20 protein-coding genes are annotated in these 22,629 nt (G+C 62.0%); 10 read left to right on the forward strand and 10 right to left on the reverse strand.

The annotated features are described in order from the left end of the window. Positions 1 to 96 precede the first annotated feature (96 nt). The gene (locus Q0908_RS08555) at positions 97 to 1,089 is read left to right on the forward strand and encodes a Gfo/Idh/MocA family oxidoreductase (protein WP_299282998.1); all 993 of its coding nucleotides are present in this window, start codon (positions 97 to 99) and stop codon (positions 1,087 to 1,089) included. 2 nt (positions 1,090 to 1,091) lie between these two features. Next, positions 1,092 to 1,361 (forward strand): DksA/TraR family C4-type zinc finger protein, encoded by a 270-nt coding sequence (locus tag Q0908_RS08560; protein ID WP_299283001.1) that lies wholly within the window; start codon positions 1,092 to 1,094, stop codon positions 1,359 to 1,361. Positions 1,362 to 1,791: 430 nt separating this feature from the next. Here Q0908_RS08560 and Q0908_RS08565 read toward each other — a convergent pair whose 3' ends face one another. The 6 genes from Q0908_RS08565 to Q0908_RS08590 all read right to left on the reverse strand — a co-directional run bounded on the left by Q0908_RS08565 (position 1,792) and on the right by Q0908_RS08590 (position 8,461). Beyond that, entirely contained in the window at positions 1,792 to 3,612 is a 1,821-nt protein-coding gene (locus Q0908_RS08565; RefSeq protein ID WP_299283004.1) for a M3 family oligoendopeptidase, read from the reverse strand. Positions 3,613 to 3,753: 141 nt separating this feature from the next. Continuing rightward, entirely contained in the window at positions 3,754 to 4,611 is an 858-nt protein-coding gene (locus Q0908_RS08570; RefSeq protein ID WP_299283007.1) for an amidohydrolase family protein, read from the reverse strand. Then, a complete protein-coding gene (locus Q0908_RS08575; RefSeq protein WP_299283010.1) occupies positions 4,604 to 6,196 on the reverse strand; it encodes an ATP-dependent DNA ligase in 1,593 nt (530 codons plus the stop codon). Before Q0908_RS08575 ends, Q0908_RS08570 begins: the two co-directional genes overlap by 8 nt. Then, complete coding sequence (locus Q0908_RS08580; protein ID WP_299283013.1) at positions 6,193 to 7,191, reverse strand: ligase-associated DNA damage response exonuclease; 999 nt, start codon at positions 7,189 to 7,191, stop codon at positions 6,193 to 6,195. The genes Q0908_RS08575 and Q0908_RS08580 overlap by 4 nt, the downstream gene beginning before the upstream one ends. Before the next feature lie 38 nt (positions 7,192 to 7,229). After that, positions 7,230 to 8,171 (reverse strand): alpha/beta hydrolase, encoded by a 942-nt coding sequence (locus Q0908_RS08585; RefSeq protein WP_299283016.1) that lies wholly within the window; start codon positions 8,169 to 8,171, stop codon positions 7,230 to 7,232. Further along, positions 8,171 to 8,461, reverse strand: a complete 291-nt coding sequence (locus Q0908_RS08590; protein ID WP_299283019.1) for an SCP2 sterol-binding domain-containing protein — start codon at positions 8,459 to 8,461, stop codon at positions 8,171 to 8,173. Before Q0908_RS08590 ends, Q0908_RS08585 begins: the two co-directional genes overlap by 1 nt. Before the next feature lie 73 nt (positions 8,462 to 8,534). On the opposite strand from Q0908_RS08590, the gene Q0908_RS08595 reads away from it, so the two are divergent. The 5 genes from Q0908_RS08595 to Q0908_RS08615 all read left to right on the forward strand — a co-directional run bounded on the left by Q0908_RS08595 (position 8,535) and on the right by Q0908_RS08615 (position 13,627). Beyond that, positions 8,535 to 9,092, forward strand: coding sequence for a tetratricopeptide repeat protein (locus Q0908_RS08595; RefSeq protein WP_299283022.1), 558 nt, complete (start codon positions 8,535 to 8,537; stop codon positions 9,090 to 9,092). 32 nt (positions 9,093 to 9,124) lie between these two features. Then, on the forward strand, positions 9,125 to 12,031 hold the full coding sequence (locus Q0908_RS08600) for a helicase-related protein (protein WP_299283025.1): 2,907 nt from the start codon (positions 9,125 to 9,127) through the stop codon (positions 12,029 to 12,031). Then, complete coding sequence (locus tag Q0908_RS08605; RefSeq protein ID WP_299283028.1) at positions 12,032 to 12,418, forward strand: RNA-binding S4 domain-containing protein; 387 nt, start codon at positions 12,032 to 12,034, stop codon at positions 12,416 to 12,418. 52 nt (positions 12,419 to 12,470) lie between these two features. Then, positions 12,471 to 12,806, forward strand: coding sequence for a ferredoxin FdxA (gene fdxA, locus Q0908_RS08610; protein ID WP_299283031.1), 336 nt, complete (start codon positions 12,471 to 12,473; stop codon positions 12,804 to 12,806). 308 nt (positions 12,807 to 13,114) lie between these two features. Then, positions 13,115 to 13,627 (forward strand): CarD family transcriptional regulator, encoded by a 513-nt coding sequence (locus Q0908_RS08615; RefSeq protein WP_299154831.1) that lies wholly within the window; start codon positions 13,115 to 13,117, stop codon positions 13,625 to 13,627. Positions 13,628 to 13,677: 50 nt separating this feature from the next. On the opposite strand, the gene cobS is transcribed toward Q0908_RS08615, so the two are convergent. Next, positions 13,678 to 14,442, reverse strand: a complete 765-nt coding sequence (cobS, locus tag Q0908_RS08620) for an adenosylcobinamide-GDP ribazoletransferase (RefSeq protein WP_299283035.1) — start codon at positions 14,440 to 14,442, stop codon at positions 13,678 to 13,680. 71 nt (positions 14,443 to 14,513) lie between these two features. On the opposite strand from cobS, the gene cobT reads away from it, so the two are divergent. Beyond that, on the forward strand, positions 14,514 to 15,521 hold the full coding sequence (gene cobT / locus Q0908_RS08625) for a nicotinate-nucleotide--dimethylbenzimidazole phosphoribosyltransferase (protein WP_299283038.1): 1,008 nt from the start codon (positions 14,514 to 14,516) through the stop codon (positions 15,519 to 15,521). Between the two features lie 61 nt (positions 15,522 to 15,582). Here the strand turns inward: cobT and Q0908_RS08630 are convergent, their stop codons facing one another. Further along, entirely contained in the window at positions 15,583 to 17,475 is a 1,893-nt protein-coding gene (locus tag Q0908_RS08630; RefSeq protein ID WP_299283041.1) for a cation:proton antiporter, read from the reverse strand. A gap of 41 nt (positions 17,476 to 17,516) precedes the next feature. Continuing rightward, positions 17,517 to 17,972, reverse strand: coding sequence for an Lrp/AsnC family transcriptional regulator (locus Q0908_RS08635; protein ID WP_299154839.1), 456 nt, complete (start codon positions 17,970 to 17,972; stop codon positions 17,517 to 17,519). A 136-nt stretch (positions 17,973 to 18,108) separates the two neighbouring features. Here Q0908_RS08635 and hppD point away from each other — a divergent pair, with 136 nt between their 5' ends. Continuing rightward, positions 18,109 to 19,203, forward strand: a complete 1,095-nt coding sequence (hppD, locus tag Q0908_RS08640) for a 4-hydroxyphenylpyruvate dioxygenase (protein ID WP_299283044.1) — start codon at positions 18,109 to 18,111, stop codon at positions 19,201 to 19,203. Between the two features lie 3 nt (positions 19,204 to 19,206). Here the strand turns inward: hppD and Q0908_RS08645 are convergent, their stop codons facing one another. Beyond that, positions 19,207 to 21,720: a hypothetical protein gene (locus Q0908_RS08645; protein ID WP_299283048.1), complete on the reverse strand. Its 2,514-nt coding sequence runs from the start codon at positions 21,718 to 21,720 to the stop codon at positions 19,207 to 19,209. A 181-nt stretch (positions 21,721 to 21,901) separates the two neighbouring features. Here Q0908_RS08645 and Q0908_RS08650 point away from each other — a divergent pair, with 181 nt between their 5' ends. Then, a complete protein-coding gene (locus tag Q0908_RS08650; RefSeq protein WP_299283051.1) occupies positions 21,902 to 22,576 on the forward strand; it encodes an SIMPL domain-containing protein in 675 nt (224 codons plus the stop codon). The last annotated feature ends 53 nt before the right edge of the window (positions 22,577 to 22,629 follow it).

Raw genomic sequence — 22,629 nt, forward strand, 5'->3', positions numbered from 1 at the left:
GATGCTGGCCGGTGGGTTCCACAGCGGTGGGGCTGACGCGTTGCGATGCTCACATCGGGTGCTATGTTGCAGAGTGTTCAGCTGTGCGAGGTCACCATGTCAAAGCCAATCAGATGGGGAATTTTGGGGGCGAGTAACTTTGCGCGCAAGGATATGGCCCCGGCGATCCACGCCGCGCAAGGTGCGGAACTGTCCGCTTTGGCGACGTCAGATCCAGCCAAGGCCGGGCCATTTTCCGCGTTTTGCCCCGGCTTGAAGATCTATGACGGCTATGACGCCCTGCTGGCCGATCCGTCGATCGACGCGGTCTATATCCCGCTGCCCAATCATCTGCACGTGGCGTGGTCATTGAAGGCCATGGCGGCGGGTAAACATGTGCTGTGCGAAAAGCCAATGGCGATGGCAGCGTCCGACTATGACGCGCTGATCGAGGCGCGCGACAGCTCCGGTCTGTTTGCGACCGAAGCCTACATGATCGTGCATCACCCCCAATGGCACCGCGCCCGCGCGCTCTATCAGGCGGGCGAGATTGGTAAGCTGATCCACGTGGATGCAATGTTTTGCTATGACAACGGGGCCGACACGGCCAACGTGCGCAATCGTCCCGAAACCGGTGGCGGCGGTATCCCGGATATCGGCGTCTACACCTATGGCGCGACCCGCTGGCTGAGTGGGGAGGAGCCGGTGGAAATCACCCACGCAGATGTGGATTTCGAGAATGGCGTCGATGTGCTGGCGCGCGTCGCCGCCCGCTTTCCCGGGTTCAACGCCCATTGGGTCACCTCGATGCGCATGCACCCCTATCAGGAGATGACGTTTTTCGGCTCCGATGGGGTGATCAAATTGACAGCGCCCTTCAATGCGGGCGGTTTTGGCACCGCGCGGTTAGAATTGCAGAAGAACGTGCATGGGGGCGGGCGCCCGTCGTCGATCACCGAAGAGCGGTTTCCGGGCGTCAATCATTACGTTCTGCAGGTCGAGGCGTTCTGCGCGCATCTGCGCGAGGGGGCACCCTATCCCTGGCGGCTTGAGGATGCGCGCGGCACGCAAGCGGTCATTGATGCGGTTTTTGCCGAGGCAAGGGGGTAGATATGGCGGGCGGATGGGCCAAAGACGGCGCGGTGAGCGAACAGATCGAAGCGTCGATTTCGGACGAACTGGCGCGGATGAAAGCGCGCCGCGCCCCGGTGGGGGAAAGCGCGAAATATTGCGCCGAGTGCGAAGAGCCAATCCCCGAAGCGCGCCGCGTGGCCCTGCCGGGCGTGAAGTTGTGCGTTGACTGCGTGGCTGAGCGGGATGCGGCGTTCAAGGGACGGGGCGGGATCAATCGACGGGGGTCGAAGGATTCGCAGTTGAAGTGATTTGGGGGGGTGAACGGCGGGTGTGAGCCCATACCTACCAAACGCAGCAAGCTCCTGCTAATCCACACGAACTGCAAAACCTAAGCACCGAAATCTTGAGAGTGGGAAATGTCAGAAACGGTAGAGATTTACGTCTATTTAGAAGATGAGGGCGTCGATGTTTGGCGCCCAACCACAGCCAAATCGTTGGGCGAGGGTAGATATCTGCTTCAGGCAACACCCGACTACGATCCAGATTTGGAAAAGTGGGAGTTTGTTCCAGGAACCGTAGTGTCTAGTCGAATGAGAAGATTTGAAGGAGGGCCGGAGCAAAAGCGAGTAGTTGTGCCAGTTAATTGACCAAAGTCCGCTTTGTTCGCAAAGCGGACATTCGTGTCCAAGCGCTTGTGGTCTTTCGACAATCCAGACGGACATCCCGCGCGCAGGACAGTTATCCTTCCATCGCTTCCAATTCATCGATAAACCCCGAGATCATCGACAGCCCTTTGTCCCAGAATTTCGGGTCCGAGGCATCAAGGCCGAAGGGGGCCAGAAGCTCTTTGTGGTGTTTGGAGCCACCCGCTTTGAGCATATCGAAATACTTGTTCTCGAACCCGTCTGCACCCTCGGCATAGACCGAGTAGAGCGCGTTCACGAGCCCGTCGCCGAAGGCGTAGGCGTAGACGTAGAAGGGCGAGTGCACGAAGTGGGGGATGTAGGCCCAGAACGTCTCGTACCCGTCCATGAAATCGAAGGCGGGCCCAAGCGACTCTGCCTGCACCGACATCCACAGCGCGTTGATGTCTTCGGGCGTCAGCTCTCCGCCGCGCCGCGCCTCGTGCAGTTTGCACTCAAAGTCGTAGAACGCGATCTGGCGCACGACGGTGTTGATCATGTCCTCGACCTTGCCTGCCAGCATGACCTTGCGCTGCGCGGGTGTTTCGGCGCCGTCCAGCATTTTGCGGAAGGTCAGCATTTCGCCAAAAACCGACGCCGTTTCGGCCAGTGTCAGCGGGGTGGAGGAAAGCATCTCGCCTTGCCCCGCCGCGAGCACCTGGTGGACGCCGTGGCCGAGTTCGTGGGCCAGCGTCATCACATCGCGCGGTTTGCCGAGGTAGTTCAGCATCACGTAAGGATGGACGTCCGTGACCGTGGGATGGGCAAAGGCACCCGGTGCCTTGCCCGGTTTCACGCCCGCATCAATCCAACCCTTGTTGAAAAACGGCTGCGCCAACTCCCCCATGCGGGGATCGAACGCGTTGTAGGCGTCCATGACGGTTTTCTCGGCCTCGTCCCAGTCCACGATACGCGGATCTTCCATGGGCAGGGGCGCGTTGCGGTCCCAGACCTGCATCCGCTCGAGCCCGAGCCATTTGCGTTTAAGTTCATAGTAGCGATGGCTGAGTTTGGGATAGGCGGCGACAACGGCGTTGCGCAGGGCCTCGACCACTTCGGGTTCGACCTGGTTGGACAGGTGCCGCCCCGTTTGCGCGGTGGGCATGCCGCGCCACCGGTCGATGATTTCCTTTTCCTTGGCCTGTGTGTTGTGGACGCGGGCAAAGGTCTTGATGTTGCCGCTGAACACTTCGGCCAGTTCGCGTGCGGCGGTTTCGCGCTTCTTACGGTCGGGATCGGTGAGGAAATTCAGCGTGCCCTCGATGTTGAGCAAATCTCCGTCGATGTTGAATTCCAGCCCGGCAATGGTTTCGTCAAAGAGCCGCTCCCACGCGTCGCCGACGACACCGAGATCGTGCAGAAACTTCTCCATCTCATCCGAAAGCTGGTGGGGCTTCATCGCGCGGATCTTGTCAAAGACCGGTTTGTAACGCGCCAGATCCGCATTTTCGGCCATGGCTTTGTCCAGGTGGTCGTCCTCGAGCCGGTTGAGTTCGAGCGTGAAGAAGACGAGCGGGGTGGTGAAGTTGGTGATCTTCTCCTGGCAATCGGACATGAATTTTGCCCGGCCGGCATCGGTGGTCAGTTGGTAATAGCGCAGACCCGCGAAGGACATGATCCGCCCTGCGATCTGGTTGATCCGTTCCTGGCGGTGAATGCAGTTGAGCAGCCCTTTGGCGTCGAGTTGGTCGAGCTTGCCTTCGTAGTCGGTCGCGAAACTGGTGCACGCCGTTTCCAGCCAATCAAGATCGCGCTTGAGTTCGGGCGCGTTTTCGCCGGCGTAGAGGTCATCGAGATTCCATTCCGGCAGATTGCCCAGTGGCTCGCCCCCTGATTGAGTGGCAGCGTCGCAAACGGGGAAGGGCAGGTGCAGCATGGTGAAAAACCTCGTGTTGTGTTGCGCAATAGGTATGGGTGCGAGCCTGCGGGGGCAAGGGCGATGCCGTTTGTTTCGCGCGCCGACAGGCTGGGGGCCAGCCCCCATACCCCCGCGGTTTATCTGGCGAAATGAAAGCGATCAGGTCAGGAACAGGCGGTTGGGTGTGTCGACGAGGATTTTTTGGCGTTCATGGGGGCGCGTGATTGCGCTCAGGTGGTCTGCCAATGTGGCGGCGCGCGGCATTTTCGCCTTCCCCAGCATGATGTGTGGCCAGTCCGAGCCCCAGAGGCAGCGATCTGGGTTGGCGTCGATCAATCGCCGCATCAGTGGTTCGGTCTGCGTGATGTCGCGTGTGAGCCGGTAGGGGGCGGAGAGTTTTATGTGGATGTGCCCTTCGCTGAGTAGCGCGCAGAGCGTGTCGATGGCGGCGCGATCCGGCTTGAGCGTTGTGGGCCAGCCGCAATGGTCGATGACCAGCGGGACGGGCAGGGCGCGGATATCGCTCGCGAGTTCAGCGACATGTTTGTCTGCGTGCAGCAGCATCTGGATGTGCATGCCGTGGTCTGCCAGCAGCGGGGCCATCGCCTTGGCCCCGTCCCATGTCAGCACACCGCCATGCACGTAATTCAGTCGCACCGCAACGCAGTTGGCGCGCGACAGGGTCCGCACAGCCGCAAGATCGGCCCCGTCGGGCAGTAGCCCCACCCCCTTGAAGTCAGCCCCGAGCGCTGCGACCGCATCACAGGTGACCGCGTTGTCCGTCCCGTAAAGGATCGAGTGTACGATCAGCGCGTGCGCGCAGCCCAGTGCCGCAAGGTGGTCCCGCAGCATCGCCAGCCAATCGTCAAAATCGTGCCCGGGTGCCGGGTTTTGTGCCCGGTTCGGTGACAAGGGGTGTTGTGGGCCGCCGAGCATGTGCACATGCGCGTCCCAAGCGCCTTTTGGCAAGGGATGCGTTGGAGGCGCGGGGGCGAATGGCGGGTCGGCATTATCCATAGGTTTTCAGCATTTCTTTCAGATCATCGAGGCTGTTGGCCTCTTGCAGGGGTTTGTCACGGCGCCAACGGGACATGCGCGGAAACCGCAATGCCACGCCGGATTTGTGACGGGAAGAGGCCTGTATCCCCTCGAAAGCGATTTCGAAGACGTGGTGCGGTGTGACGCTGCGCACGGGACCGAACCGTTGCACGGTGTTCTTTTTCACCCAAGCTGTGATCTTGCGAAACTCTTCGTCCGTCAGGCCGGAATAGGCTTTGGTGAAGGGGACTAGGTCGTTGCCGTTCCAGACCGCGAAGGTGAAGTCGGTAAACAGATTGGCGCGCCTGCCTGACCCGGCCTGAGCATAGATCATCACCGCATCAATGGTCAGCGGGTCGAGTTTCCACTTCCACCAGTCCCCTTTCTTGCGCCCCGTCAGGTAGGGGCTATCGCGGCGCTTGAGCATCAGCCCTTCGGCCTGGGCCTCGCGCGCATTGCTGCGGGTCTGGGCGAGGGCGCGCCAATCGTCGAACGCGACGGTGGGCGAAAGCTTGATCGGCGCGTCCTCGGGCAGACCTTTGCAGAGCTTTTCCAGCAGGGCACGGCGGTCTTTTTGGGCGGTGTCGCGCATGTCCTGTCCCTGCCATTCCAGCAGATCGTAGGCATAAAGGATCACCGGCGCGTCCTTGAGCAGTTTTTTGGGCACGGTCTTGCGCCCGATCCGTTTCTGCAAGACGTTGAAGTTCTGCGGGACGCCATCGCCCCAGGCCAGAATTTCCCCATCCAGCACCGTGCCATCGGGGATGAAGTCGCGCGCCCGTGCCAGTTCGGGAAAGCGGTTGGTCATCAACTCTTCGCCGCGCGACCAGACAAAGTGTTGCCCATCGCGCAGGATAAGCTGGCCTCGGATGCCGTCCCACTTCCACTCTGCCTGCCAATCCTCTGGCTTGCCTAGATTTTCCGGTTCACTCTCGAGCGCGTAGGCAAGGTAGAACGGGTAGGGACGCGAGGCGTTCGCCGCCGGGTCAGCAGCTTCGATGAGGCTGTGCCATGTGACGTCGGCCGGGTTCCAGTCGCCCATCAGCCGGTGCGCCATTTCGGCCTCGTCTCCGCCTGTGGCGCGGGCCAGCGCGCGGGTCATCAGCTTTTGACTGACGCCGATGCGGAAACCACCTGTCAGCAGCTTGTTGAAGAGAAACCGCTGCGTGGGATCGAGGGTGCGCCACGCCTCAAGAACAACCACTTTGCGCGCGCTTTCCTCGACATCAGCGAGGGCGCGCAGGGTATTGATCCAACGCGTTAAACCGAGATCAGAGGTTTCATCAGGCGGCGGCAGCACCAGCGCGATGGTTTCGGCCAGATCGCCGACGATGGGATAGGCTTCCTCGAACAGCCACAGGGGGATGTCCGCCACTTCTGCCGCCCATTCGCGCAGCCGCGTCGTGGTCACGGCCCGCTTCGGGCGACGGCCGGAAAAGATCGCGATGGTCCAGACCCGGTCACTTTCGGCAGCGTTTGCGAAATAATCAGCGAGGGCGGCGACCTTGACGGTTGTTTTGGTGGATTGGTCGATGGCGTTGAACAGGGCAGCGAAATCTTTCATGCCGCGTCCTCAGCTTCGTCCCCACCGAATTCGGTTGGTACGACCTCGGCAGTCCAACCTTCGGCATTCAGGTAGCGCGCGAAGATATCCGTGTAACCATGTGTGACGTATATGTTTTCCGCACGGGTTTCCTTGATTGCCGAAAGCAGTCCGACCCAATCGGCATGGTCGGAAATCACAAACCCCCGATCCCCGGCGCGCCGACGCCTGATCCCGCGCACAGCCATCCAGCCACTTGCAAAGGCGGTTTCCCGCGCCCCGAATTTGCGCGCCCATGCCGAGCCAAGCGCTGATGGGGGTGCCAGCACCAGCGCGCCGGGATGATCCTTGGGAGTCAGATCGGCATCGGCGCGGATTGTATCCACCAGATCAATCCCCTGATCGCGCATCACCGCATTGGTGTTTTCAATCGCGGTATGGGTCAGGATCGGGCCGATCTCGGGGTTCAGCATGCTCATGAGGCGCTGCGCCTTGCCAAGCGCGTAGCAGCCCAGAAAGGCGGTCTTGCCCGCCGCTGCGCACCCGGCCCACCAATCATTGATCTGGGTCGCGATGACGGCCTGATCCTGCCAGCGAAAGACCGGCAGGCCAAAGGTGCTTTCGGTGATGAAATGGTGACATTTGACGGGTTCAAACGGGGTGGACAGCCCATCATCCACCACCTTGTAGTCGCCCGAGGCGACCCAGACCTCGCCTGCGACCTCGACCCGGATCTGGGCCGAGCCGGGGACATGGCCTGCGGGATGAAAGGACACGGTGGCATCGCCGATCACACGCCGTTCGCCATATGTGATGGTGTCCAAAGCGATATCACCAAGCCGGTGGCGCATCACGGGGGCCGCGATATCGCTCGCCAGATAGTTGCCCATGCCCCAACGCGCGTGGTCCGCATGCCCGTGCGTGATCAGGGCGCGCGGTACGGGGCGCCACGGGTCGATATAGAAATCGCCAGCCGCGCAATAGATGCCATCGGGGGTAAAGGTCAGCACACTCATGCAGACCTACTTAGTCTGTCACGGCGCATACGCCAGCGTCAGGCAGCCTTTTCGAACCGCGTGGCCAGCGTGTCGAAGATGCGGGTGCGGGTTTCGGGGTCTTCCATCAGCACTTCGTGCTCGCCACCTTCGATCATGTGCAGGACGCCGTCTGACCAGCTGTCCATCCGCGCCTCGATCCGACCGATATGCACAATCCGTTCGTTGGTTCCCAGGAATGTATCGCATTGCAGGTCCGGGGCCGGCATTTGCGCCAGCGCAAGCGTTTCATCCAGCGCCTCACGCAGCCACACAAAGCTGGGTCCGCCAAGGGCCAGTTCGGGATGAGCCTGCAATTGCGTGCGCATCATGTCGTACATCTCGACATCGGTGGTGAGCATATTGTCGTCAAAGGGGGCCGTCAGTACATATGAATCGATAACGGTGCCCGGTGGCAGGCGGTGGCCTTGGCCCAGAACCGGCATCACCCGGCCCAATGCCCAGGCCACCGGTCGCAGGTGGGGCGAGATGCGGATGCCCCACATCGGACCGGTAAAGGCGGCCGCTGCCACCTCCAGTCCTTCGTGCAAGGCGCGCAGCCCAATGCAACCGCCCATCGAGTGGCCAAGCAGAAAGAAGGGCTTGGGCAGGTTCAGCTCGTGAGCCGCGTCGACTGCGGCCACCACGTCACGCTGATAATCGGTAAACACCTCGACATGGCCGATGCGGCCATCATCAAGCAGGCGATCTGCAATCCCTTGCCCCCGCCAGTCCACCGCAACGGTGGCAAAACCGCGCGCCGCCAGATCGGCAGCGGCGGGGCTGTATTTTTCCACGTATTCGGTGCGCCCCGGAAACAGCAGGACCGTTCCCTTGGGGGCATCCGGGGCAAAGACCCCAATCCGGATGCGCACCCCGTCCGAGGTTTTTGTCCAGTAGGCTGCCCCATCCAATGGTGCGGGGCTGACGTCGGAAAAAAGAGGGGCAGCCTGCAAGGTCATCAGGCCAGAACTGCCGCCAGTTTCATCGCCATGCCCATGTCACCGTCCACCTTCAGTTTGCCCGTCATAAAGGCCGAGGTCGGGTTGGTTGAGCCGTCAAGGATCGCCTTGAACGTCTCGACATCCGCCGACAAGGTCACATCCGCTGCATCATCCGCCGCACGTGCGCCGCTTTCATCAATCATCACGGCCCCTTCGCCTTCGATGTCGAATTTCGCGGTGCCCGAAAAATCGGCACCCGCCAGCTTTTCGTTCAGAACGGTTACGGCTTCGTTTACTGTGTCACTCATCTTTGATGCCTTTTTGTTGGTTGGCTGGCCTGTCTTACTAGAATTCGCAGGTTCGCCTGTTACATTGACAACTATGGGCACTCGACTTCGCAAACTCTACCCTGTCGTCACGGCACTTTTACTGACAGTAGGGAATTCCTTACCCGCATGGGCGCAATCTTCATTGGACGAGATGAAGGATGCGTTACGCACCGCCGAACCGGCGGAGGCTGCGCGCCTCACCCGCGAGATCGAGCGGGCGTGGGCGCAGTCGGGCTCTACGGCGCTTGATATGCTGCTGCGCCGGGGCCGCGACGCGCTTGAGGACGATAACGCCGACATCGCGATTGAGCATCTGACGGCTGTGACTGACCATGCGCCCGAATTTGCCGAAGGCTGGCATGCGCGTGCCACCGCCTATTACATGAAGGGGCTTTACGGCCCGGCACTGGATGACTTGCAGCGCGCCCTGATCCTGAACCCCGACAATTACAACGCGATCTTTGGTCTGGGCGTGATGTTGCAGGAATTTGGCGACTATGTCCGTGCCCGCTCGGCCTTTGAACAGGTCCTCGACTTGCATCCCAACCACGAAAACGCCACCAAGGCGCTCGAGCAGCTCAAAGCCAAAGGCATCGGCCGCGAACTCTGAACCAGACGAGGCCGCCAAGCGGGAGAAGTGCGATGTCGGGCGACGCGCGGGTGGTGGCAGTTCTTGGCCCCACCAACACAGGCAAGACGACCTATGCGATCGAACGGATGCTGGGCCACCGCACGGGTGTGATCGGCCTGCCGCTGCGCTTGCTGGCGCGCGAGGTCTATGACCGGATCGTTGCGTTGCGCGGCCCTTCGGTTGTGGCACTGGTCACGGGCGAGGAACGCATCGTCCCGCCGCGCACGCAATACTGGGTTTGCACGGTTGAGGCGATGCCCGAAGGGATGGGCATTGATTTTCTGGCCATCGACGAAATTCAACTGTGCGCAGATCCAGAACGCGGCCACGTGTTCACGGATCGCCTGCTGCGCGCCCGCGGCCTGCACGAGACGCTGTTTCTGGGGGCTGACACCATGCGCGGCCCTATCGGCGCGCTGGTGCCAGAGGCGCAATACATGCGCCGCGAACGCATGTCGCAACTGGTCTATTCGGGGCAGAAAAAGGTCAGCCGGATGCGCCCGCGCAGCGCCATCGTCGGGTTCTCGGTGGATAATGTGTACGCCATCGCCGAGCTGATCCGCCGTCAAAAGGGCGGGGCGGCTGTGGTGATGGGCGCGCTGTCCCCCCGGACGCGGAACGCTCAGGTGGATATGTACCAGAACGGCGAGGTCGATTTTCTGGTGGCGACGGATGCCATCGGGATGGGGCTGAACCTCGATATCGACCACGTGGCCTTCTCAAGTCTTACGAAATTTGACGGGCGGCGGATGCGCCCACTCGCGCCAAATGAACTGGCCCAGATCGCCGGGCGGGCCGGGCGGGGGCAGAAGGACGGGACCTTCGGTGTCACGGGCGATGTCCGCCCCTTGGACGAGGGCACGGCGCAGGCGATCATGGATCATCGCTTTACGCCCCTCTCAAAGCTGCAATGGCGCAATCACGCGCTGCAATTTGGCACCATCGACGCGCTGGTGCGCAGCCTCGAGGCCCCGCCCGATCACGAGGTTTTGGTGCGCGCGCGCGAGGCCGATGACCTCATGGCGCTGAAATCCCTGTCCGAAAGCGCCGAGGTCACCGCGCGCTGCACCGACGCGCTTTCTGTCCGTCTGCTTTGGGATGTGTGCCGCGTGCCCGACTTTCGTGGTATCAGCCATGCGGAACATTCCAACCTTTTGGACGTTATCTTTCGGTATCTCCATGAAAGGGGCACAATTCCAAACGATTGGATGGCACGCCAGATCAAGCGGATTGACCGCAGCGACGGCGATATCGACGCGATCAGCAAGCGATTGGCCTTTATCCGCACATGGACCTACGTGGCTCAGCGGAAAGGGTGGGTTGACGACGAAACCCATTGGCGCGACGAGACGCGCCATGTAGAAGACCGACTGTCAGATGCTCTGCACGAGAAACTGACGCAAAGATTTGTAGATCGGCGCACCTCTGTGTTGTTGCGCCGGCTAGGACAGAAGGAAGCCATGGTGGCCGAAGTAAACGATTCTGGTGAAGTGACTGTCGAAGGCGAGTTCGTCGGCAAATTGGACGGCTTCCGTTTCAGCCAAGACAAAGGCGCAGGTGCGGCCGAGGCCAAGACGATCAAGTCCGCTGCCTTGCAGGCGCTGGCCCCGCAATTCCACTTGCGCGCCGATCGTTTTTACAACGCGCCAGACACCGAAATCGACTTTACCGAACAGGGCGGCCTGATGTGGGGCTCTGCTGCGGTTGGTAAACTGGTCGCGGGGGCCGAGCCTCTCAAGCCTATGGTCGAGGTCTTCGTGGACGATGTGGCGGGCCCCGAGGTTGCCCAGAAGGTACAGCGCCGTTTGCAGCATTTCATCGACCGTAAGGTGGCGGCCCTGTTTGAGCCGCTTATGAACATGCAGCGTGACGAGACGTTGAACGGTCTGGCCAAAGGCTTTGCCTTTCGGATGATCGAAGCACTTGGCGTGTTGCCCCGTGCGGCTGTCGCGGAGGATGTCAAAGCGTTGGATCAGGACGCCCGCGGCGCGCTGCGCAAGCATGGTATCCGTTTTGGTCAGTTCACCATTTTCCTGCCCTTGCTGCTGAAACCCGCCCCGACGCGCCTGCGCCTTGTGCTGTGGTCGCTGTCGCAGGGCCTTAGCGAATTTCCTGAAAGCCCGCCCCCCGGTCTGGTCACGGTGCCTGCGATGGTGGACGGCCCCCAAGGGGTCGATACGATGTCGGGCTATCGCAACGCTGGCACCCGCGCGATCCGCATCGACATGCTGGAACGCCTCGCCGACATGTTGCGGGCCGAGGATTCACGCGGCGGGTTCGAGGCAAAGGCCGATATGCTCTCGATCACCGGTATGACACTGGAACAGTTCGCGACGCTGATGGAAGGTCTGGGCTACAAGGCCGAAAAGGGCGAGCGCGAGAAGGTGAAGCCTGCTGACGCGGTCGTGACCAAGGATGCGACGCCGGATGCGGCTGACATTCCGGTTATGGATGCGGCTGACGCCACGCTACCCACTGCCGAAACAATGCCCGCCGATGCGCCTGAGCCTGTGGCAGATGATGTGGTCGCAGGCACCGAAGAGATCGCGGATGCAGGGCAAGCGCCGATCATCGAAGAGCCTGCCGAAACGCCCGATGTTACTGCCGAAATCCCGGTCAACTCCGAGACCGAGATCGACCCCGGCGCAGCCCCTGATGCGGCTGTGGCTGGCCCCGAAACCGAGGTATTCTACACCTTCACTTGGGGGCGCAGCGCGCCAAACCGTCGCCCGCAAAACGGAGGCAAACCTCGTGGCAAGCAGGGCACACCCGGTGGCAAGGGCAAGGGCAAAGGCCCGCGCCGCGACGGGGGCGACAAGTCGCAAAACTTCTCGGCACGGCCCCCCAAGAAGGAAAAGGCCATCGACCCTGACAACCCGTTCGCCGCAGCCCTCATGGGGCTCAAGGACGGCAAATAAGTGAGCGCATCGGCGGACAAGCTGCGGCTGGACAAATGGCTGTGGTTTGCCCGCTTTTTCAAATCCCGCTCACTGGCGGCCACCCAAGTGGGGGCAGGCAATGTGCGGGTGAATGGCGAGCGGGTCAGCAAGTGCGCCACCACGATCAGTCCGGGCGATGTGCTGACCTTTTCACAAGGGCGTGTGGTGCGCATCGTCGAGGTCGTGCTGCTTGGCACCCGGCGCGGTCCGGCCCCCGAGGCGCAAACGCTTTATTCCGATATGTCGCCCCCACCGCCGCCAAAGGAAACGCACGTTCCCGAAAACCCCCGATTTGAAGGAAAAGGACGCCCCACCAAGCGCGACAGACGCCAAGGCGATCTTTCCCGCGCACGCCACCTTGAATGATCGCGGCGGCTGATTTAGCTAGGCGGCTGACCCAAACGAGACGAGCCCCCGCATGACCTATATCGTCAATGACAGCTGCATTGCCTGCAAATACACGGACTGCGTTGAAGTCTGCCCCGTGGATTGCTTTTATGAGGGCGAGAACATGCTGGTGATCCATCCCGACGAATGTATCGACTGCGGTGTTTGTGAACCCGAATGCCCTGCTGATGCGATCCGCCCCGACACCGAACCGGACATGGAGAAGTGGGTCGAGTTCAATCGCAAATACTCCGAAATGTGGCCGGTCATCATCACCAAAAAAGACCCGCTGCCCACCGCCGACGAGATGGACGGCAAAGAGGGCAAGATGGAGATGTTCTCCGAAGCGCCCGGCGAGGGCGGCTAAGCGCCGAATCGGTTGGACCGGCTGCACGCCCGGTTCTGCTCGCGAAAACTGAGACGCAACAGCTTGGAAATACAGCGCCTTTTGAAAGTTTCCTTTAGGTTAGCTTTCGGAAGGGCGTTTTTTGTGCTATAGTGCTCCCACAATTGACAAACGGACGTTCTGAGACCTGCCGTTCACTCCGGCGGGCATATGAAATCTTGACCCTGACCCGCAGCAAGACGTGGCATCACGTGCCCCGCCTGATGCGGTTTTGACTGTGTAAAACGGGGCGAGTGCGGGGAATGACCAATGTCTTATGAGGATCAGGAATGACAAAATCTAAGAAACTCGACTTCCGCCCCAACGAATTTGTGGTCTATCCGGCCCATGGCGTGGGCCAGATCGTGTCCATCGAAAGCCAAGAGGTTGCAGGCATCGCCCTTGAGCTGTTTGTGATCTCGTTCGAGAAAGACAAGATGACCCTGCGGGTGCCCACCAACAAGGCGACCGATATCGGAATGCGCGCCCTGTCCAGCCCCGACGTGATTGCCCACGCGATGAAGACCCTCAAGGGCAAGGCCAAGGTCAAGCGGGCCATGTGGTCGCGTCGTGCGCAGGAATACGAGCAAAAGATCAACTCGGGTGATCTGATCGCCATCGCCGAAGTGGTGCGCGACCTGCACCGCACCGACGATCAGCGCGAGCAAAGCTACTCCGAGCGTCAGCTTTATGAAGCCGCGCTTGAGCGGTTGACCCGCGAAGTCGGTGCCGTCTCTGGTGGGGACGAATTGGCCGCGGCCAAGGAAATCGGGGATGTGTTGACCAGCCGCGTTGCGGCTTGATCTGACATTCCAGTTCTTAGAAAGGCGCGCTCCGGTCGGGGCGCGCTTTTTTATTGGGTCAGAGCGATGAGGGTCAGCAGCACGGCGATTTCGGTGATGACTTGCGTCGCGCCGAGGATGTCACCCGTCTGACCGCCGAGTTTCGCCTTGGCGATGCCTCCGATCAGTGCGGTGACAAGAGCTGCAATAATCAGCGCCACCAGACCGGCACCCCCCGCGCAAATCAGCGCGCAAAGTGCTGCCAACCCAACGCCGATACCCACGGACAACATATCCGGCGCGCCCACGCTACGCGCCAACCCGTCCTCGCGCGCGTGGGGCAGGGCGTGCATCAGCACCGGCATCATCGCGCGCGACACCACCAGGGCGGTGATAAGCCCGGTCCACGTAACCTCGGCAAATCCAAGCCAGCGCAGACCCATCCCGAGGATCAGCGCCAGCACGCCATACGCGCCGATCCGGCTGTCTTTCATGATCTCAAGGCGGCGGGCAGGATCGAACCCGCCCCACAGCCCATCCGCACTGTCGGCCAGTCCGTCCTCGTGCATCGCACCGGTCAGGATCACCAGCGCGGCGAGGGAAAGGCCCGCGATGATCGCAGGGGGCAGCCCGAAAACGCTAAGGATTGCGGCAAGCGCGCTCACAATCAGCCCCAGAATTGCGCCCACAAGCGGGTAGGCCCAGACCGCGCTTGCACCATGTCCGAAGACGTGATCGGGCAGGTGCGGCAGCGGCAGGCGGGTCAGCAGAACCAGCGCCACGGGCAGGTCCCAGACCCGGGAGACGGGGCCGATGTCGGTTTCTTTTGGTCCCATGTCCGGTCCTGACTTGCGGGGGTCGCGGCTTTGGGTAAAGACCGACGGACCAACAGGCAAGGAAAACAGGTATGAGTTTTGACACACTGGATGAGGTGCGCGCCCTTTTGGCCGATATCCCGGGCCCGGACGCGGATGCCATTGCCGGGGCTGCGGCGCGCAACGGGCAGTTGACGAAACCTCCTGGTGCTTTGGGGCGGCTTGAGGAGCTGGCGCAGTGGTATGCGGGTTGGCGCGGTGATGTCCGCCCCGAAATACGCGCTCCGCAAGTGATCATCTTTGCAGGCAATCACGGGGTGGCGGCGCGCGGCGTGTCTGCTTTTCCGCCCGAGGTGACGGTGCAGATGGTCGCGAATTTCGAACAGGGTGGGGCGGCGATCAACCAGCTTGCCAAAGCCTTTGGCGCGCGCATGGATGTCGTGCCGTTGAACCTGAACAGGCCCACGGCGGATTTCACCGAAGGTCCTGCGATGCGCGAGGACGAGGTTGTCGCGGCCCTGCGCTCAGGCTGGGACGCGGTGGATGCGGCCACGGACCTGTTGGTGGTCGGCGAAATGGGGATTGGCAACACGACCTCGGCCGCTGCGATTGCAGCGCGCCTGTTTGGCGGGGACGCGGGCGACTGGACGGGCCGGGGCACCGGGGTCGAAGGCGACGCGCTCGCCCTCAAGACCGAGGTGGTGGGCGACGCATTGGCAGCGCACGGGGCGGCGACCGACGGGCTGGATGTCCTGATGCGCCTTGGAGGCCGGGAGTTGGCGGGCATGGCCGGCGCGATGCTGCGCGCGCGGGTGTTGCGCATACCGGTCATCATGGACGGCTTTATCTGCACGGCGGCGGCGGCCTGTCTGGAACACACGGTCAAAGGCGCGCTCGATCACGTCGTGGCGGGCCACCAAAGCGACGAGGCTGCGCATGGGGCGATGCTGGAGGCGTTGGACAAAGCGCCGCTGCTGTCGCTTGGTTTGCGTCTTGGCGAGGGGTCGGGTGCAGCACTCGCGATTGGGGTGCTGAAAGGCGCGATTGCGTGCCATTCAGGCATGGCCACTTTCGCCGAAGCGGGTGTGTCAGACGGATAGGCCCGGCGGGCGGGATTGTTTTGCACTGTGGCGCAAAAGGTGCCCGCCCACCGACCCATGATCACGCGCGCTTGGGTTCTTCCTGTCGTGCGGAGAGGGACAGTTCGAGGTCTTTTTCCAATGCCTTGGCCCGCGCCACATAGGCGTCGTTCCTGGACGTGGGCACATTCGGGTCCCACAGCTCGGCCAGTTCCTTCACAGCCTCGCGGTCATGGGCGTAAAAGACGCGCTCCGCTTCGGCGGCCTCGTAGTCACTCAGCCCAAGGTTTTCCAGCGCATAGCGTCCCGCCCGCAGCGAGGCGTCAAACATCTCGCGCACGATATCATCGGCTCCGGCCTGATAAAGCTTGTAGACATGCACCCGGTCATAGGCCCGCGCGATGATGTGCAGATCGGGGCGCACCTTGCGCGCATAGGCCACCAGCCGCGTGGACACCTCTGGATCATCCAGAGCGACCACCAGAACCCGGGCGGTATCGAGCCCTGCGGCGTTCAGAATATCAGGGCGGCTTGGATCGCCAAGGAACCCTTTGAACCCAAAGCGCCGCATCAGCGTGATGGTTTCGATATCGTGATCCAGCACGACGGTGTTGAAGCCCGACCCTTGCAGAAGGCGGTTCACGATCTGCCCGAACCGCCCGATCCCGGCGATGATGACCGGGCCTTCCTCATCGATCTCGTCGGCTTCCACATCCGCGGTCGCATCGCTCATGCGTTGGGTGATCACCTCGTAAAGGATGAACAGCAGCGGCGTGATCAGCATAGTGAGCGCCACAACCAATAGCAGCGTTTCGGCTACATCAGTCGGGATCACCCCCTGACCAACCGAAAAGGCGACCAGCACAAAGCCGAATTCCCCCGCTTGCGCGAGGCCGAGCGTGAACAGCCACCGGTCCCGGCCTTTGATCTTGAAGGCCACCGCAAGGGCATAAAGCACGAGGCCCTTGATCGCGATCACAAGAATGGCCATCGAGATCAGCGCAGGCCAATCCGCAAACAGCAGCGCAAAATTGATGCCCGCCCCGACGGTGATGAAAAACAGACCCAACAGCAGCCCCTTGAACGGCTCGAGGTCGGATTCCAGTTCGTGCCGGAATTCCGAGCTGGCCAGAACCACGCCCGCAAGGAACGCGCCGAGCGCAGGGGACAGCCCCACGAGCATCATCAGGAACGAGATCGACACGACGATCAGCAGGGCCAGAGCCGTATACATCTCGCGCAGATGCGCGGCATGGATGAAGCGGAACACCGGGCGGGTCAGAAAGACACCCGCAAGGATCACCGCAATGACCGCACCAATGGTCACAAGCGTGACGCCCCATGCGGGCAGGCCATCCACAAGGCTCATCGCCGCGTCGCCGTGACCGCCGCCGTGACCATCGCCATGTTCGGCGCCATGGGGCCGCTCGATCGAGCCGTCTGGGGTGATCGACATGGGCAGCGTGACAATCAGCAGCGGCAGGAAGGCGAGGATCGGGATCACCGCGATATCCTGCGTCAGCAACACCGAAAAGACCGAGCGTCCGCCGCCCGTCTGCATCAACCCCTTTTCCGAGAGGGTTTGCAAAACGATGGCCGTCGAGGACAGCGCGAGAGTCAGACCGATGGCAAGGCCCACGCCCCAGGGTTGGCCATAGGCGATGGCCACGCCCATCAGAGCCAGCGTGGACAGCAAAACCTGCATGCCCCCCAATCCAAGCAGTTTGTGGCGCATGTCCCACAAGGCGCGTGGTTCCAGCTCGAGCCCGATCAGGAACAGCATCATCACCACGCCAAATTCGGCAAAGTGCTGCAAGTCCTCGGTTTCAGATCCCACCAGCCCCAAAACAGGGCCAATGATGATCCCGGCCGCCAGATAGCCCAGCACCGAACCCAGCCCAAGCCGGGCTGCGATGGGCACTGCAATCACGGCGGCAGCGAGGTAGATTGACGCCTGATAGAGAAAGCTTTCCATCAAAGTCTCCGATTTGCGACGCGCCAGGACGGGCGGGTCAATCAGGTGGGCAGGGGGCCATCCCGTTTGAGTTGGTCCATGACGATCTGGCTGTGCACCCGCGACACCGCCGGATGGGGCAGCAGCACGTCATGGATAAGGGTGTTTAACGCGCTTAGGTCGGCGCAGTACACCCGCAACAGGTAGTCCGCATCGCCCGTCATGGTCCAGGCACTTGTGATCTGGGCCTGCGTGTTCAAAAGCCGGGCAAAACTGGCCGAATGTTCGGGGCCGTGGGTGCTGAGGTGGACCTGAACAAAGCCCTGCACGCTCAATCCCAGGGCCTCGGGGTTCAGCCGTGCGACATAGCCCTCGATGTAACCTGCCGCCTCGAGGCGCTGCCTGCGCCGTCCGGCCTGGCTGGGCGACAGGTTCAGCACATCGCCGAGGTCCTGTGCGGTCAGGTGCGCATTCTTTTGCAGTGCAGCCAAAAGACGGGTGTCAATCGAATCGAGCATATGCGGGCTTTCTGTACGGATCGCATAAACTATGCGGAATATCCGCGCCCTGTGAAAGCGGCGTGCGGTCATTTGCGCAGAATTCACAGTGACGAAGGCGTATATTCCGATCAAACATACTGTCAGGAGGTCACCCATGGGTCCGTTCCCGCACAATGCCCCGAAATCGCAGATCACCGAGGCCAACCCCATGGGCACCGATGGTTTTGAATTTGTCGAATTTGCCAGTGCCGATCCGGACGCCCTGCGCATCTTGTTTGAGCGTATGGGCTATCAAAAGGTGGCCAAACACAAGGCCATGGACATTGAGCTGTGGCAGCAGGGTGATATCACCTACGTGCTGAATGCCGAAGCTGGCAGTTTCGGGGCCCGCTTTGTCGAAGAACACGGGCCATGCGCCCCGTCAATGGGCTGGCGGGTTGTGGATGCAGGCGCTGCGTTCAAACGGGCGGTGGATCTGGGCGCGAAACCCTATGAGGGGGCTGGCAAGGTGCTTGATGTGCCCGCGATCTACGGGATCGGCGGCAGCTTGATCTATTTCGTGGACCAGTACTACGATACGTCTCCCTATAACGGCGAATACGAATGGCTGGCGCCATCCAAGCCGCGCGGCGTGGGGTTCTTTTACCTCGATCACCTGACGCACAACGTCCACAAGGGCAACATGGACAGGTGGTTCAGCTACTACCGCGACCTGTTCAACTTCAAGGAAATCCGGTTCTTCGATATCGAGGGCAAGTTCACCGGCCTGTTCAGCCGCGCGTTGACGTCCCCGTGTGGGCGCATCCGCATTCCGATCAACGAGGACCGGGGCGAGACGGGGCAGATCGTGGCCTACCTCAAGAAGTACAATGGCGAGGGTATTCAACACATCGCGGTGGGCTCTGATGACCTGTATGACAGCACTGACATCATCGCCGAAAACGGGCTGAAGTTCATGCCCGGCCCCCCGGATGCGTATTACAACCTGAGCCATGACCGCGTTGTGGGGCATGACGAGCCGATTGAACGGATGAAAAAGCACGGCATCCTGATCGACGGCGAAGGGGTTGTGGATGGGGGCGAGACCAAGATCCTGCTCCAGATATTCTCCAAAACGGTGATTGGCCCGATCTTTTTCGAGTTCATCCAGCGCAAGGGCGATGACGGCTTTGGCGAGGGCAACTTCAAGGCGCTGTTCGAAAGCATCGAACAAGAGCAGATCAACAGCGGTGAATTGTCAGCCAGCTAGGGCCTAGCCCTTGGGCATCTTCAGCACGAGGTTGCGGCTGCCTTTCTGATAGCGCAACTCGCTGTCGCCGATGGCCGAAATCCGCCCCCCGTCAAAGCGATCCCCGACCTGCACCTTTTTGTAGCGCCCATTGCCAAGCCGCACGAGCGCGCGGCGGTTGGACGGTGTGCCATAGACCCCGATCAGGTTGGCCTGACGCAGGTTCAGCGCGTTCTTCACCGTGGCAGAGCGCGCAACGGACGCGGTGGACGGAATGGCGGGTGTGACCGACCGGGGGGCCACGGCGGCAGTGCGCACCGGTTCGGGTTTGGGGGCCGCACGTTGGGCGCGGGCCACAGTGCGTGCAAAGTTTCGGGGTCGCACGTTGGGACGTAAAGTCGTGACCGAGGCAAGGACCGCTTCTGCCACCGCATCTTCGATCTCCGGATTGGGTTCGACGGCGTTTGCGACGACCTCTTGCGGTGCTGCGGGGCGCAGACGGGGGCGTAGCGCGGCCAGTTCGGTGCGTGACAGCCCGCCAAGCGTTGCCCGTTCGTTTTGTTCCACAAGGTCGGTGGGCCGGGGCTGTGGGCGGACCTGCGCCAGCGCGGCAGTGGCCGTGTCAGGCACCGGATCAACGTCGCGGCGGGCCCGCTCGTCAGGTGGTGTCAGGGCAGGGCGGCCCAGAAAGACGGTGAACCCATCCGGGCTGAGTGCGCCCTCAATCGTAGGGATGATGCGCCCCTGATCGTCGCGGGCATAGCTTGTACCGGGGGCGGCAGGCGACGAGATCACCGGCAGTGCCGCGTCCGTCAGGAATGAGGGCGCACTTGGCAAGGCCACCGCGTCAAGGGCCGGGCTGATGGGATCAATGCCGGTGACATACAAATCCTCGATTTCGATCAGGGCCGCAGGGGCCGGGGGCACGTCCGGCGCCTGTGGCCAGATGCCGGTCACCGCATAGCGCGCCTCAAGGGCTGCAAGATCGAGTTCTGCGGTCGGGGCCGGGTCCGGCAAAGGATCGCGCAGCGCATCCAGCACGGCGGCGTCTTCTTCCGTCAGCCCATCGCTCAGGCTGTTATTCAGGGACGCTACGATCACATCATCTGCGGTCGTCTCGTCAGGGTCAGTTGGGATCGTGGCCCCGACATCCTCGGCCAGCGCTGCCTGGGTGTCGTCGGGTAGGGTCGAGGCCAGCGTGCGTTCGCGCCCTGGAAACAGTTTGGCCAGCCCATCGTCAAGAAAGACAGAGGCCCAGGCCGCCACACCTGCCAGAAAGACCAGCAAAATGGCCGTCAGGATCAATCCCAGGAACCGGGGCTTGCCCGCGACCGCCCCATCCGCACGCGCCCCGAAGACGGTCATGCGTTGGGCTTCTGGTGTCCGCTCGTTCGCCGTACGGGCGGCGACCTGTGGCTGGGGCGCCGGCACGGGGGCGCGGCGGCGCGACAAGAAACTGTTGGAGCGGGCCGGGGCCGGATCAGCGGGCGGCGGCGGGGCCACAGGTTCACTTGGCGCGGGCACCGGGCGCAAGCTGGCCGTGGCCGCCTTTGGCGGAGCCAAGGGGGTGATCGGTGCCGCCTTGGGCGCGGGGGCAGGCGCGGCAGGGCGCGCACTTGGCGGGTCGCGCGTCACCCCGCCCAAAGGCGTCAGGGTGGTCGATGGTGTTTGCCGTCTGCGGGTTGCAAAGCCAAGCAGGGCAGGTGTGTTGTCGGTCTCGGTCTCGGTCTCGGTCTCGGTCTCGGTCTCGGTCTCGGTCTCGGGTTTGGCGGTGGTGTCCGCCGTTGCATCCGGTTTCTCAGCAACGACATCGGCGGACTTTGCCACAACCCTGGAAGGCGGCTTGGCCTCCGCCTCGTCCTTGGCCACCTCGGGCTTGGGTGGTTCGGGCTCGGCAACGACAGGGTCCGGCGTAGGCTCGGCGACGACAGGCGCGGTGCGAGGCTCAGGCTCGGTCACCACTGGCTCGGGTTCAGGCTCAGGTACAGGCGGCTTTTCAACGATGACCACACGCACGCCATCCGCAACCACCACCTCACCCGGAGCCAGCAGCGTATTCGCCTGCTCCGTGGGGCCGAAAAACGGTTCACCGGGAAAGGTGTCGCCCTCAGGCTTGGCGACAAAGCTGACGGGTTCGAACTTGTGCTCGACCGCAAAGGCTTCGGCCTCGGCCAGCGTCTCGCGGGCAACGGCGGCCACGTGGGTCGTATCCCCATTGGGCGAGACATCAAAGACCAGCGCATCGACCGGATAGGGCGTCGCGCCATCCAGCGCGTCGCGGGCGGCATCCCTGCGCGCCTCGGTGTCCAGCGTGCCCGTGTCGAGGGTCAGATATTTGATCTGGCTGTCGGGCAACACCAGCTTGCTGCGCACGGGCTGATCATCAACGCCCTCCCCCTTGGCGCGCAGCTGCGCAAGCTCACCTGCGAGGTCCTCCGCCTCGAGCGAGACCTCCCCCACAAGATGCCAGCCCCCCGCCGCACGGTGCAGCAGCGAAATACCGTCAGCAGACAGAGAGAGCGCGAAATTTGGCTTCATATCGGATGTGTACCAACTATGCGGCGTAGAGTGAATGCGACCTGCGTTCATAAATAGAATAAAGCAGGAGTTTGCCCATGCAAAGCAAAAGCCCGTTAAAGGACGCGCTAAGCTTGCATGATGCCGAGCGGTGGCGCATATTTTCTGCCCACCACATCCATGGATTTTGAGGAATTACACCGTGAAATCAATCCTTTTGAGCGTGATGATCATGTGTTTCACGACCCTGACGGTGCGGGCGGAAACGCCACCGCCTTTTGTGTCCGTGACGGGGGAAGGGACAGTGACGGTCGTACCGGACATGGCCGTGATTTCCTTGGGTGTCTCTCATCAGGACAAGACGGCCAAGGCAGCGATGGACGCGGTCAGCGCCGATGCGCGGGCCTTGCTGGCCCGATTGGCGGAACTGGGCATAGCGGCGCGGGATGTGCAGACGGATCAGCTGAACGTGTCGCCTGTGTGGGAGCAGGTGGACAACGCCCGTCGCGTCGTCGGGTTTGCCGCGTCCACAGGCGTGTCGGTTCGGGTGCGCGCATTGGATGATCTGGGCCTCATCCTCGATGAGGCTTTGGCGGCGGGAGCCAATACATTCAATGGGTTGCAGTTCGACCTTGCAGAACGGCGCGAAGCCGAAGCAGAGGCCCGCGAGGCGGCGGTGCGCGACGCGATTGCCCGCGCAAACGAAATGGCAGGCGCTGCGAACCTCGCCCTTGGTCCTGTGCGCAGCATGGTCGAGCAGGGCAGTGGTGGCGCGCCTCAGATGATGTCGATGGCGCGATCCGAAGGTGTGCCCGTTGCGGTGGGTGAGTTGTCGGTGTCGGCGCGTGTGGCCGTGACTTTTGACCTGACCCAATGATTTAGATGCCGCTTGCGCGACGATATTTTTGAGGGGGCGCTGCCCCCGGCCTT

It is taken from the genome of uncultured Tateyamaria sp., assembly GCF_947494755.1.
GTDB lineage: Bacteria > Pseudomonadota > Alphaproteobacteria > Rhodobacterales > Rhodobacteraceae > Tateyamaria.

Bases quoted from the DNA above. Each gene is read 5' to 3' on its own strand.
- Q0908_RS08555 (WP_299282998.1), top strand. From the start codon at position 97: ATGTCAAAGCCAATCAGATGGGGAATTTTGGGGGCGAGTAACTTTGCG.
- Q0908_RS08560 (WP_299283001.1), top strand. From the start codon at position 1,092: ATGGCGGGCGGATGGGCCAAAGACGGCGCGGTGAGCGAACAGATCGAA.
- Q0908_RS08565 (WP_299283004.1), bottom strand. From the start codon at position 3,612: ATGCTGCACCTGCCCTTCCCCGTTTGCGACGCTGCCACTCAATCAGGG.
- Q0908_RS08570 (WP_299283007.1), bottom strand. From the start codon at position 4,611: ATGGATAATGCCGACCCGCCATTCGCCCCCGCGCCTCCAACGCATCCC.
- Q0908_RS08575 (WP_299283010.1), bottom strand. From the start codon at position 6,196: ATGAAAGATTTCGCTGCCCTGTTCAACGCCATCGACCAATCCACCAAA.
- Q0908_RS08580 (WP_299283013.1), bottom strand. From the start codon at position 7,191: ATGAGTGTGCTGACCTTTACCCCCGATGGCATCTATTGCGCGGCTGGC.
- Q0908_RS08585 (WP_299283016.1), bottom strand. From the start codon at position 8,171: ATGACCTTGCAGGCTGCCCCTCTTTTTTCCGACGTCAGCCCCGCACCA.
- Q0908_RS08590 (WP_299283019.1), bottom strand. From the start codon at position 8,461: ATGAGTGACACAGTAAACGAAGCCGTAACCGTTCTGAACGAAAAGCTG.
- Q0908_RS08595 (WP_299283022.1), top strand. From the start codon at position 8,535: ATGGGCACTCGACTTCGCAAACTCTACCCTGTCGTCACGGCACTTTTA.
- Q0908_RS08600 (WP_299283025.1), top strand. From the start codon at position 9,125: ATGTCGGGCGACGCGCGGGTGGTGGCAGTTCTTGGCCCCACCAACACA.
- fdxA (WP_299283031.1), top strand. From the start codon at position 12,471: ATGACCTATATCGTCAATGACAGCTGCATTGCCTGCAAATACACGGAC.
- Q0908_RS08615 (WP_299154831.1), top strand. From the start codon at position 13,115: ATGACAAAATCTAAGAAACTCGACTTCCGCCCCAACGAATTTGTGGTC.
- cobS (WP_299283035.1), bottom strand. From the start codon at position 14,442: ATGGGACCAAAAGAAACCGACATCGGCCCCGTCTCCCGGGTCTGGGAC.
- cobT (WP_299283038.1), top strand. From the start codon at position 14,514: ATGAGTTTTGACACACTGGATGAGGTGCGCGCCCTTTTGGCCGATATC.
- Q0908_RS08630 (WP_299283041.1), bottom strand. From the start codon at position 17,475: ATGGAAAGCTTTCTCTATCAGGCGTCAATCTACCTCGCTGCCGCCGTG.
- Q0908_RS08635 (WP_299154839.1), bottom strand. From the start codon at position 17,972: ATGCTCGATTCGATTGACACCCGTCTTTTGGCTGCACTGCAAAAGAAT.
- hppD (WP_299283044.1), top strand. From the start codon at position 18,109: ATGGGTCCGTTCCCGCACAATGCCCCGAAATCGCAGATCACCGAGGCC.
- Q0908_RS08645 (WP_299283048.1), bottom strand. From the start codon at position 21,720: ATGAAGCCAAATTTCGCGCTCTCTCTGTCTGCTGACGGTATTTCGCTG.